Raw genomic sequence first — 11975 nt, forward strand, 5'->3', positions numbered from 1 at the left:
TATTCCGATAAAGGACTTGCGGGTGAAGCCGACGAAACATGATGCTTGCCAGACTGTCCCGGTATTATGTTTTATTCATGATGATCATTGGAACCTGGGTCCATTTGATGTATTCTGGAGACATCAGCTCAACGGAAATTGTGATCATTGCTTACTTTCAGATGCGAGCTGTGTTCACTTCAGGATGGTTTATGAATGGATGAGAAGAAAGGACAGCATCACTAATCGATAAGGGAGGTCTTAGGATTACATGGCATTAAACATAGGAATGATCGGCACAGGCTGGTTTAGCAAAGTACATGCGGATATTCTGTCCAATATGGATGGAGTGAATGTTGCGGCTTTTGTCGGGACGAGCCAAGAGAAAGCGCAAGCAGCGGTAAAGAACTACGCCACGGCCAGGGCATATAGTGATGTTGAGCAAATGCTGGATAAAACCAAGCCTGATGCGGTTTATATCTGCGTTCCGCCGTTTGCGCATGGCGATATCGAATCCCAGCTTGTGCAGAGGGGTATTCCATTTCTGGTAGAAAAGCCGCTTGGGACAAACCTGGCTACACCCAAACAGATTCTGCATGGGGTGAAGAAGGCTGGATTATTGACATCGGCCGGGTATCATTTTCGTTATACGGATGCAGCCATGAAGGCTGCCGAGATGCTGGATAGCCGGAAGATCGGGATGGCACTTGGCTACTGGATGGGAGACATGCCGCAGGTATACTGGTGGAGACAGCAGGAAGGCTCCGGAGGGCAATTTATCGAGCAAACCACCCATATGGTTGACCTGCTTCGCTGCCTGCTGGGAGAAGTGGATGAAGTGTATGCGGCGTTCGCCCATAGAGCCATGCAGGACATTCATGAGGGAGTAACGGTACACGACGTGGGTACCGCGACGCTGAAATTAAGGAGCGGGGCGGTGGCAACGATCTCCAACACCTGCATGCTGCCGGAATCGGATAAGGTAGGCTTGGCCATCTATACGGAGCAAGGAGTCATTGACATTCAACCCGATAAACTCATCGTCAAGGAAAAAGGAAGAATAACGGAAATCCGCAATGCAGCTAATCCTTATCTTCGAGAGAGTGAAGCTTTCATCCATGCGCTGCGCACAGGCGATGCTTCCGGAATCTTATCGACCTATGAGGATGCCGTCAAAACGATGGAAGTTACCTATGCGGCTTTGCGGTCAGCCGAAACGGGAGTACCGGTAAAGGTCGGGGAATGATCATCAACCCCTCACCGCGGTCTGTCTGAAAAGTACGTCGATCGACGTTATTCTTATGTTCGTCGACCAGATTCATAATGATTGCATTAGGGATGTCCCATGAGATCTTCAGGTCTTATGGGACATTCTTTTTTTTTGTTCAAAAAGCGCTCCGTGCACGAATCGTTCCTTTCGAAGGGGTTTTTCGGGCGACAAGCCATCAACAAGGGAATTCTCTTAGGAATATAGGTGTTTCCCTAATAGGAACCGGGGAAGAAGCCACCCATAATAAAGCTATACGAAGGACGGCACATTGATTCCCCAATCATTGTCATTCAAGCAGAAGGAGTTGAACTGTCCTATGAAACGAAAGTCGGGGCTGAAGTTCTTCAAGAGGATGGAAAGCTATTCTGACAATTGGTCCGTTCTGGAGGAGAAAAGCAGGGAATGGGAGGATATGTACCGCAAGCGCTGGTCGCATGACAAAGTGGTGCGGACAACGCATGGCGTGAACTGTACAGGCTCCTGCAGCTGGAAGGTTTTTGTGAAGAACGGGATCATCACTTGGGAAAACCAGCAGATTGATTATCCTTCCTGCGGGCCGGATATGCCGGAATTCGAACCGCGCGGATGCCCGCGCGGAGCTTCATTTTCCTGGTATGAATACAGTCCGCTGCGAGTGAAATACCCTTATATGCGCGGCCGGCTATGGCATATGTGGAAAGAGGCCTTAAGCCAACACAGCGATCCGATCGCCGCTTGGGCCAGCATCGTCGAAGATCCGGAGAAATCGAAGTCCTATAAACAAGCACGGGGTAAAGGCGGTCATGTCCGTGTGTCCTGGCAGGAGGCCACGAAGCTGATCTCCGCGCAGCTCATTTATACGATCCGCAAATACGGGCCGGACCGCATTGCCGGTTTCACCCCGATTCCGGCCATGTCGATGATCAGCTATGCTTCAGGTGCCAGATTCATTTCTCTGCTCGGCGGCGAAATGCTCAGCTTCTATGACTGGTATGCGGACTTGCCGCCGGCATCTCCACAAATCTGGGGAGAGCAGACCGACGTGCCGGAATCCAGCGATTGGTACAATGCCGGTTACCTGATCATGTGGGGCTCAAACGTACCGTTAACGCGGACGCCGGATGCCCACTTCATGACGGAAGTGCGATATAAAGGCACCAAGGTTGTGTCGGTCGCGCCGGACTATGCCGAGAACGTCAAATTTGCCGATAACTGGCTGGCTCCGAATCCCGGAACGGATGCGGCCATTGCGCAGGCCATGACGCATGTCATTTTAAAAGAATTCTATCATGAGCGCCAGGAGCCGATGTTCCTGAATTATGCGAAACAATATACGGATATGCCTTTCCTGATTCTATTGGATGAGTTTGAGGGGGGCTACAAGGCGGGACGCTTCCTGCGGGCAAGCGATCTGGGCGATGCCTCTCAGCATGCCGAGTGGAAGCCGGTGATCATCGACGAGAATACCAATGAAATCACGGTTCCGAACGGCACAATGGGACAGCGCTGGGAGCAGGATAAGAAATGGAACCTGATCCTGGAGCGCGAGGACGGCTCGGTCATTGCGCCGGCGCTGTCCGTGGAGTCTCAGGGTGGGGAGTGGCAGACGATTTCCTTCCCGTTCTTTGACAACAACGCTAACGGTACCTTCAAACGCCTAATTCCGGCGAAGACCATTCAGCTGGCGGATGGAACGGAGCGTCTGGCGGCAACGGTATACGATCTGATGTTGAGCCAATATGGAATAGGGCGGGCAGACAGCGGGCTGGGTGTAGACGAATACAAGGATGCTGATTCCTTCTATACCCCGGCCTGGCAGGAAAAAATCACGGGTGTGAAACCATCGGTCGTCGTCCAGATTGCCCGGGAGTTTGCGCAGAATTCGCTGGAGACCGGGGGACGCTCGATGATCATCATGGGCGCCGGGATTAACCACTGGTTTAACAGTGACACGATCTACCGTTCCATTTTGAATCTGGTCATTCTAACGGCGTCTCAAGGCGTAAACGGCGGCGGCTGGGCGCATTACGTCGGCCAGGAAAAATGCCGCCCGATCGAGGGCTGGTCCACGGTCGCCTTCGCGAAAGATTGGCAGGGACCGCCGCGTCAGCAAAATGCGACCTCGTTCTTTTATTTTGCGACCGACCAATGGAAGTACGAAGAAATGGGGGCCGATTCGCTGAAATCGCCAACGGGCGGGGAAATCCGTTACCAGCACCCGGCGGATTACAACGTGCTTGCCGCGAGACTTGGGTGGCTTCCATCTTACCCGCAGTTTAACAAAAACAGCTTGAAGTTTGCGGAGGAGGCAGCACAGCTGGGGAAAACCACCCATGAGGACATTGTGAAGCATACGCTTGCGCAAATCGTCTCTGGAGATACCAAGTTTGCGGCCGAAGATCCCGATGCGCCTGAAAACTTCCCAAGATCCTTGTTCGTATGGCGCTCGAATCTGATCTCAAGCTCGGCCAAGGGTCAGGAATACTTCATGAAGCATTTATTGGGCGCCTCGGACAGCCTGCTCTCGACGCCGAATGAAGAGGATAAACCGGAAGAAATGGTGTGGCGCGAAGAAGTCGAAGGCAAGCTGGACCTGCTTGTTGCGCTGGACTTCCGGATGACATCAACGCCGATGTACGCAGATGTAGTCCTTCCTGCAGCGACCTGGTATGAAAAAACGGACTTGTCTTCAACCGATATGCATCCTTTCGTGCATCCGTTTAACCCGGCAGTAGATCCGCTCTGGGAATCACGGTCGGACTGGGATATATACAGAACGATTGCCGAGGTCTTCTCCGACATGGCAAAGACCCATCTTCCGGGAATATATAAGGACCTGGTCACCACTCCGCTCTCTCATGACTCCATAAGCGAGATCGCCCAGCCATACGGTGAGGTGAAGGATTGGCGCAAGGGTGAAATTGAGGCCGTACCTGGCAAAACAATGCCCAATCTGACGGTGGTTGAGCGGGACTATACGAAAATTCACGACAAATATATTACGCTCGGTCCGAACCTGGCTACAGGCAAAGTCGGAGCGCACGGCGTCAGCTTCTCGGTCGCCGAAGAGTATGAAGAGCTGAAGCGTTTGAACGGAACGTATTACGACGACACCATCAAAAACGGCCTGCCCAAACTTCATACGGCAAGAAATGCGGCGGACGCCATTTTGAATCTGTCTTCGGCCACGAATGGCAAGGTATCGCAGCGAGCCTGGGAATCGGCGGAGCAGGACACCGGCGTGCAGCTAAAAGACATTTCCGCGGACCGCGCTGCAGAGCGCATCACGTTCCAGAGCATTACGGCGCAGCCGCGGGAAGTCATTCCGACGCCGGTATTCAGCGGATCGAACAAAATGGGAAGACGATACTCCCCGTTCACGACGAATATTGAACGGCTCGTACCTTTCCGCACGCTGACCGGCAGACAGCATTTTTATATCGACCACGAAATTTTCCTGCAGTTCGGCGAAGCGCTGCCGGTGTATAAACCGACCCTTCCGCCAATGGTATTCGGGCCGCGCGACAAGCAGATTACCGGGGGAAAGGATACACTCGTGCTCCGATATCTGACGCCGCATGGCAAATGGAACATTCACAGCACCTACCAGGATAATCTGCACATGCTGACGCTGTTCCGCGGAGGCCCGACGGTATGGATTAACAATGATGACGCAGCGGCGAACGACATTCAGGACAACGATTGGCTGGAAGTATACAACCGCAACGGCGTTGTCACCGCCCGCGCCGTCGTCAGCCACCGGATGCCGAAAGGCACGATGTACATGTATCATGCGCAGGATAAACACATCAACGTGCCGGGCTCGGAGATTACGAAGGATCGCGGCGGCAGCCACAACGCGCCGACGAGAATCCATGTAAAGCCGACCCAGATGGTCGGGGGCTATGCCCAGCTCAGCTATGGTTTTAACTACTACGGACCGATCGGCAACCAGCGGGATGTGTACGTGGCTGTCCGCAAAATGAAAGAGGTGGATTGGCTTGAAGATTAAGGCACAAGTCGCCATGGTCATGAATTTGGATAAATGCATTGGCTGCCATACGTGCAGCGTCACCTGCAAGAGCACCTGGACCAACCGTCCGGGTGCGGAATACATGTGGTTCAACAACGTGGAAACGAAGCCGGGCATAGGCTATCCGATCCGCTGGGAAGACCAGGAGAAATACAAGGGAGGCTGGACGCTGAAAAAAGGCAAGCTGCAGCTGAAATCCGGCAGCAAGCTGTCCAAAATCGCGCTCGGCAAAATTTTCTACAACCCGGATATGCCGGAAATGAAAGATTACTATGAGCCGTGGACGTATAACTATGAGCATCTGACGAATGCCGGGGAGAAGAAGCATCAGCCGGTGGCCCGTCCGAAATCGGCGGTAACCGGCGAGACGATGAATCTGGAATGGGGTCCGAACTGGGAAGACGATCTGGCGGGAGCCCATGTCACCGGCCCGAAGGATCCGAATATCGAAAAAATCGAGGAAGAGATTAAATTCAACTTCGAGCAGGCGTTCATGATGTATTTGCCCCGCCTGTGCGAGCATTGCTTAAACCCGAGCTGCGTAGCGTCCTGTCCTTCCGGTGCGATGTACAAGCGGGATGAAGACGGCATCGTCTTGGTGGACCAGGAAGCCTGCCGCGGCTGGCGGTACTGCATGACCGGCTGTCCGTACAAAAAGGTGTATTTCAACTGGAAAACGAACAAGGCCGAGAAATGCACCTTCTGTTTCCCGAGAATTGAAGCCGGTCTGCCTACGGTATGCTCCGAAACCTGTACAGGACGTATCCGGTATTTGGGCGTGCTGCTGTACGATGCCGACAAGGTACAGGAGGCAGCTTCCACGCCGGACGAGAAGGATCTTTATCAGGCCCAGTGCGATCTGTTCCTGGATCCGCATGATCCGGCAGTGATCGAGCAGGCGCGGAAGGACGGATTAACCGAAGAATGGATCGAAGCTGCCCAAAATTCGCCTGTCTATAAACTAGCCATTGAATACAAGCTGGCCTTTCCGCTCCACCCGGAGTACCGGACGCTGCCGATGGTTTGGTACGTACCGCCGCTCAGTCCAATCATGAACTATTTTGAAGGCAGAGATTCGATCGAGAATCCGGACATGATTTTCCCGGCAATTGAGGAGATGCGCACACCGATTCAATATCTCGCGAATCTGCTCACGGCAGGGGACACGGTGACGGTGAAGGATGCCTTGCAAAAAATGGCGATGATGCGTTCTTATATGCGCGCGCAATCGTCGGGGGCTGAGTTTGATGAGACACGGTTAGCACGGGTTGGCTTGACCGCCTACCAAATGAAGCAGATGTACCGTCTGCTTGCCATCGCGAAATACGATGACCGGTTTGTTGTCCCGACTTCGCATAAGGAAAGCCATATGGATGTTTACCGTTCGCAGGGTTCCGAAGGTTTTAGCGCAAGCTGCGGCGGTTGCGGACCGGAAGGACTGCAGGGCAAAACGGGCAAAGAGCTGTACGAAGAAAACTTCTACGGGGGGATCTGGCGTGATTAATCTCGGAAAGCTGCATGATTATAAACATGTTTTCGGTTTTTTCGCTCAGCAGCTCACGTATCCGGAAAAGCTGGATTTCCACCCGTCGGTTATGGAGGAGTCGCTTGACTCCTCTGACCCGGCCTATGAATCCGTCAGAACGTACTGGACGACCATGCATGAATACAGCATGGAAGAGATTGAAGAGCTGTACGTCCAGACCTTCGACTTTCAGGCGAAATCCACATTGTATATGACCTATTATAAATTTGAGGACGGCAGGGAACGTGGCCAGATGCTCGCCAAACTTAAAGAGACGTATGAGATGTTTGGTCTGGGCATCGCGGGCTCGGAACTATCGGACTATCTCCCGCTGATGTGCGAGTTTCTATATGCAGCGAATTGGCAGGGGCACGAGAAGGAAGCTGGAGAGAGCCTGGATTTGATGCTGGCTGTCATGGAGGACGGCACCTATCATCTGCTGAAAGCTTTGGAGAAATATAAGAGTCCGTATCTTTATCTCATTCAAGGCCTTCGCGCGACGTTCAAAGCATGTTTCAATCAGGAGGAGGCGGCTCATGAGCATGATTAATCAGTTTCTGTGGGTCATTTTCCCCTATATCTGCCTTGCCGTGTTTATTGTCGGTCATATTTACCGTTACCGTACGGACCAGTTTAACTGGACGGCCAAATCCAGCGAGTTTATCGAGAAGAAACATCTCAAGCTGGGCAGTCTCATGTTTCATTTAGGCATCATTCCTGTTATCGGAGGGCATGTTGCAGGCTTAGCTATCCCTCAATCCTGGATGGAGTCACTGGGGATCAGCGACCATATGTATCATATCGGGGCGGTGTATATTGGAAGCGCATTTGGCTTTCTAACGCTGGGAGGCATGGTATTGTTAACCGCCAGGCGGTTCACCATTCGTAATGTCCGAAAACTCAGCACCGCTTCGGATATGCTGGTTAATGTCCTTCTGCTGTTTATCGTATTTATGGGGATGTACAGCACGCTGGTCACGAACGCGGTGCAGCCGGAATTCAATTATCGGGAAACGGTCTCCGTGTGGTTCCGTGGATTGTTTATGCTCCGTCCGGATGCTTCGTTGATGGTGAACGTGCCGCTGTCGTTTAAAATTCATATTCTGGCCGGATTCGGCATTTTTGGCTTATGGCCGTTTACCCGATTGGTGCATGTGTGGAGTGTTCCGTTGAATTATGTGGGGAGAAGATATATTCTGTATAGAAAGCACCGTAAATTTGAATCGTAGAGCGGAAGAAGGCTGTTGGGCCTTCTTTTCTACGTCAGAGGAGTAATGGAAATGAAGAATCAGCCGATCTTTAATTACCAAAGTGAAATGGATAAGCTTCGAGCCCGGTTTCAATTCGATTTCGTGTCCATGGCGTTGGTGCAGCCGGCTGAAGACCGATTTGTTTTGACCTGGCAGTATGCCTCGGGAAATATAAACGAGAGGTACAAGCGTATCGTTTTACATTCCGGCAAAGGCATCGCGGGAATGGTATTTAAGACCGGAAAACCGATGCTGATTCAAAACGTGAATGCCGATATTGAATCAAGGGACTTGTATAATTATCCAATTATCGTTGCAGAGCAGTTGAAAAGCCTTGGCGCAGTACCGCTGTGGGAAGGCTCTCGCGTCAAGGGGGTTTTGCTTGTGGGATATCGCAAGGAAAACGTGCTGGATCCAAGGTCCTTTGAGTCGTTTCAGGAAGGAATGGGAACGGAATTTGGTGCTTTTTATGCCAAGGAGGTATCACAGCCTTGATTCAGATGACGGATGAGCATTTAAGCGAATTGCTTAGAAGCATGTATCAGAATAGCATGGAGGCCATTTTTTTTATCGACGAAAAGGGCAGCGTGGTGGCTATGAATCCGGCTGCGGAGAACATCCTTGACATTGATGTGATTGAGAGGATGCAGTCCGGTGCGGATGGTTCCTTCTGCCAGACCTGCAAAGGCTATACCGATGAACAGGATCTTATAACCTGCTCCACATGCTATTTAGATTATCCGCATGGGGAGTTTTCATCGTTCCAGGTCTATCTTAAGACGCGCGGCGAAGGCATCGTTCCCTATGCGGCCAGTTACCATATCATCGATGAAGCCCGCGGCATCCGGGTGATGATGCTCCTTGACCTGACGAAGCAGCAGAAAACACAGGAAATGCTGCAGCGGACGAATATGCTGAAATATGTCATCAAGGCACAGGAGGACGAGCGTAAGCGGATATCCCGCGAGCTCCATGATAGCGTGGCTCAAGAGCTGCTCAGCTCGCTGGTCGACCTGCGTGTCGTTAAATATATGGATGTAGGCGAGGATGTGCTCAAGAAGCTGCATCAGACCGAGGTGTCTTTAACCCGGCTTCTGGATGATATCCGGCATTTATCCGTTGAACTCAGACCTGCTTCATTGGATGATTTGGGGCTTGAGGCTGCATTCCGCTCCCATTTTAAATGGATCGGGAAGAATTACGGAGTGCTTGTTGAGTTCTCTGCGGAGTTAGCGGCAGCCCGCTACGGCAGCGAGATTGAAACGGTTGTGTACCGGGTATGTCAGGAAGCGGTGCTGAATGCCATGAAATATTCAGGAACGGACGAGGTGCATGTACGATTATGCGAAGTGAACGGCTACCTTCAGCTAACCGTTCGTGACCGTGGAGTTGGGTTTAATATGGTCATTGATGAAGCCAAGGGAACCGGATTGGGGCTGTACGGGATGAGGGAACGCGCGGAGCTCGTCGGGGGGCAGTTTATTTTGCTGTCCGCTCCCGGTGAGGGTACGACGGTTCAGCTCAACATTCCGCTTACGAATGGTGACGACAAGCCGGAGGTGAGGGTTACGTGAAAATTGTGATTGCGGATGATCATGCCGTGGTCCGCAGCGGATTTTCCATGATTCTGAATTACCAGGAAGACATGGAGGTTGTCGCGACGGCGGCAGACGGTATGGAGGCTTACACCATGGTGGCGAAGCATCGGCCGAATGTGCTGTTGATGGATTTAAGCATGCCCCCCGGCGAAAGCGGACTGATTGCGACCGGCAAGATCAGCAGCGAATTTCCGGAAACGAAAATTCTGATTCTAACCATGTATGATGATGACGATTACCTGTTTCATGTTTTAAAAAACGGGGCTTCAGGTTATGTGCTCAAAAATGCGCCGGATGATGAATTAATCTCCGCCATCCGCATGGTGCATAAGGGAGGGACCTATATTCATCCCCAGATGGCGACTTCCCTGGTCCGGGAGTTTATTAAGAAAGATAGTGAGAGCGCGGAGCAGGATCCGTTTAACAGCCTGTCCAAAAGGGAGATTGAGATCCTGCCTCTAATCGCCAAGGGCTATGGCAATAAGGAGATTGCGGAAAAACTGTTCGTATCGGTCAAGACGGTGGAGGCGCACAAGGCCAAAATTATGGAAAAGCTGAATTTGAAAAGCCGTCCGGAGTTAGTGGAATATGCGCTGAAGAAAAAATTGCTGGATTTTTAGTCTTACCTATACAACAGGGCGCAATAAAGGGTCATTGCTTAAAGGAATAGGGAAGTTCCCCGGTGAGATTCAGGGAACTTCCCTATTAGCATTGTGAATAGGTGCACGTACAATAGGAGCTGGGGATCAATATGCCATTCATTACGCTTTAGAAAAGGTGATGGAAATGATCAAAAAGGTGCAGCTTCCGCTGCAAACAATGAATCTGGTGCTTGGCTTTATGGTATGGGTCATCATCTCCGCGCTCTTGCCGTTTATTCGCGAGGATATCTCCATTACGGCCGACCGCCTCGCTATTCTGACGGCTATTCCGGTGGTGCTGGGTTCGGTCCTCCGGATTCCGCTCGGCTATTACGCCAATGTGGTGGGAGCACGAATTGTTTTTATCGCCAGCTTTATCCTGCTGCTGTTTCCGGTTTATTTTATCAGCTCGGCTACCTCCTTTACGCATTTGGTAATCGGCGGCTTGTTCCTTGGGATCGGGGGGGCCGTATTCTCGGTCGGCGTGACCTCGCTGCCTAAATATTATGCGAAAGAGAAGCTCGGACTCGTAAATGGGATATACGGAATGGGCAACATCGGCACCGCCATTACCACGTTTGCTGCACCGGTCATCGCGACTCAGATCGGATGGTCCAAAACCGTCCAGCTGTATTTGGTTCTGCTGTTGATCTTTGCCGTGCTAAATGTAATCTTAGGCGACCGTAAAGAAATCAAAGTGAAAACACCGATCATGGAACAGATCAAGGGTGTATATAAAAATGAAAAATTGTGGTTTTTCTCTCTTTTTTATTTTATTACATTCGGTTCGTTCGTAGCCTTTACGGTGTACTTGCCGAACTTTCTGGTTACCCATTTCGAGCTTGCGAAGGTGGATGCCGGGATGCGGACGGCAGGGTTCATTTTGGTAGCAACAATATTACGTCCTGTAGGCGGCTGGCTTGCAGATAAGTTTAAACCGCTGTTCTTATTAATGGGCGTATTCATAGGGCTCACGGCTGCGGCCATCCTGTTGGCATTCTCTCCGTCCATTGGCTTGTATACGGCCGGCTGCTTAACCATTGCCGTTGGTGCCGGGCTTGGAAACGGGGTTATTTTCAAACTCGTGCCCCTTTATTTCAACAAGCAGGCCGGCATTGTGAACGGTATCGTGTCCATGATGGGCGGTCTTGGCGGATTCTTCCCGCCGCTGATGCTTTCCTTCATCCATTCGGCTACGGGGCAATATTCCATTGGGTTCATGGCTTTATCGCAGGTTGCGCTGGCCAGTTTCGTTATTGTGGTATGGATGTACTATCAGGACAAACTCTCCGTACAATCCGAGGTGTTTAACTCCACCGGCCAGGGGATATTGGTTACGGATCGGAGCGGAAAGATCAATGCCGTCAATCCGGCATTCACGAAGTTAACGGGATATTCAGAGGAGGAAGTACTTGGCAAGAATCCGAGCGTATTGAAATCCGGAAGACAAACACCTGCGTTTTATCAGGCGATGTGGTCTGAAATCATGGAACACGGGAGCTGGCAGGGGGAGATTTGGAACCGCAGGAAGAACGGAGAAGAGTACTTGGAACTGCTAACGATTAACGCGGTAAAGGACGAATCGGGTGACATCGTTCAGTATGTGGGCACCTTCAGCGATATTACTTATCATCCGCCTGGCCGTTGTTCGAATGGCTGAAGTTATGGATCGTACCGGGTATGAGTCTATGGATTGGAGA

General features: G+C 51.5%; 9 protein-coding genes. All 9 read left to right on the forward strand.

The window, feature by feature from the left end:
- Positions 1-250: 250 nt before the first annotated feature.
- The 9 genes from MKX98_RS10610 (at position 251) to MKX98_RS10650 (ending at position 11935) form a co-directional block, all read left to right on the forward strand.
- On the forward strand, positions 251-1225 hold the full coding sequence (locus MKX98_RS10610) for a Gfo/Idh/MocA family oxidoreductase (RefSeq protein ID WP_220685967.1): 975 nt from the start codon (positions 251-253) through the stop codon (positions 1223-1225).
- A 340-nt stretch (positions 1226-1565) separates the two neighbouring features.
- Positions 1566-5240, forward strand: a complete 3675-nt coding sequence (locus MKX98_RS10615; RefSeq protein WP_220685966.1) for a nitrate reductase subunit alpha — start codon at positions 1566-1568, stop codon at positions 5238-5240.
- A complete protein-coding gene (gene narH, locus MKX98_RS10620) occupies positions 5230-6765 on the forward strand; it encodes a nitrate reductase subunit beta (RefSeq protein ID WP_071223729.1) in 1536 nt (511 codons plus the stop codon). The genes MKX98_RS10615 and narH overlap by 11 nt, the downstream gene beginning before the upstream one ends.
- A complete protein-coding gene (narJ, locus tag MKX98_RS10625) occupies positions 6758-7336 on the forward strand; it encodes a nitrate reductase molybdenum cofactor assembly chaperone (protein ID WP_220685965.1) in 579 nt (192 codons plus the stop codon). The genes narH and narJ overlap by 8 nt, the downstream gene beginning before the upstream one ends.
- On the forward strand, positions 7323-8015 hold the full coding sequence (narI, locus tag MKX98_RS10630) for a respiratory nitrate reductase subunit gamma (protein ID WP_194541777.1): 693 nt from the start codon (positions 7323-7325) through the stop codon (positions 8013-8015). The genes narJ and narI overlap by 14 nt, the downstream gene beginning before the upstream one ends.
- 51 nt (positions 8016-8066) lie before the next feature.
- Positions 8067-8531, forward strand: coding sequence for a GAF domain-containing protein (locus MKX98_RS10635; protein WP_194541778.1), 465 nt, complete (start codon positions 8067-8069; stop codon positions 8529-8531).
- Positions 8528-9610: an ATP-binding protein gene (locus MKX98_RS10640; protein ID WP_194541779.1), complete on the forward strand. Its 1083-nt coding sequence runs from the start codon at positions 8528-8530 to the stop codon at positions 9608-9610. Before MKX98_RS10635 ends, MKX98_RS10640 begins: the two co-directional genes overlap by 4 nt.
- A complete protein-coding gene (locus MKX98_RS10645; RefSeq protein ID WP_071223733.1) occupies positions 9607-10254 on the forward strand; it encodes a response regulator transcription factor in 648 nt (215 codons plus the stop codon). The genes MKX98_RS10640 and MKX98_RS10645 overlap by 4 nt, the downstream gene beginning before the upstream one ends.
- 166 nt (positions 10255-10420) lie before the next feature.
- Complete coding sequence (locus MKX98_RS10650; RefSeq protein WP_071223961.1) at positions 10421-11935, forward strand: nitrate/nitrite transporter; 1515 nt, start codon at positions 10421-10423, stop codon at positions 11933-11935.
- The last annotated feature ends 40 nt before the right edge of the window (positions 11936-11975 follow it).

The organism is Paenibacillus sp. FSL W7-1332 (assembly GCF_037969785.1).
Lineage (GTDB): Bacteria > Bacillota > Bacilli > Paenibacillales > Paenibacillaceae > Paenibacillus_AQ.

Coding starts and splice junctions, on each gene's coding strand:
- MKX98_RS10615 (WP_220685966.1), top strand. CDS start 1,566: ATGAAACGAAAGTCGGGGCTGAAGTTCTTCAAGAGGATGGAAAGCTAT.
- MKX98_RS10610 (WP_220685967.1), top strand. CDS start 251: ATGGCATTAAACATAGGAATGATCGGCACAGGCTGGTTTAGCAAAGTA.
- MKX98_RS10635 (WP_194541778.1), top strand. CDS start 8,067: ATGAAGAATCAGCCGATCTTTAATTACCAAAGTGAAATGGATAAGCTT.
- narI (WP_194541777.1), top strand. CDS start 7,323: ATGAGCATGATTAATCAGTTTCTGTGGGTCATTTTCCCCTATATCTGC.
- MKX98_RS10650 (WP_071223961.1), top strand. CDS start 10,421: ATGATCAAAAAGGTGCAGCTTCCGCTGCAAACAATGAATCTGGTGCTT.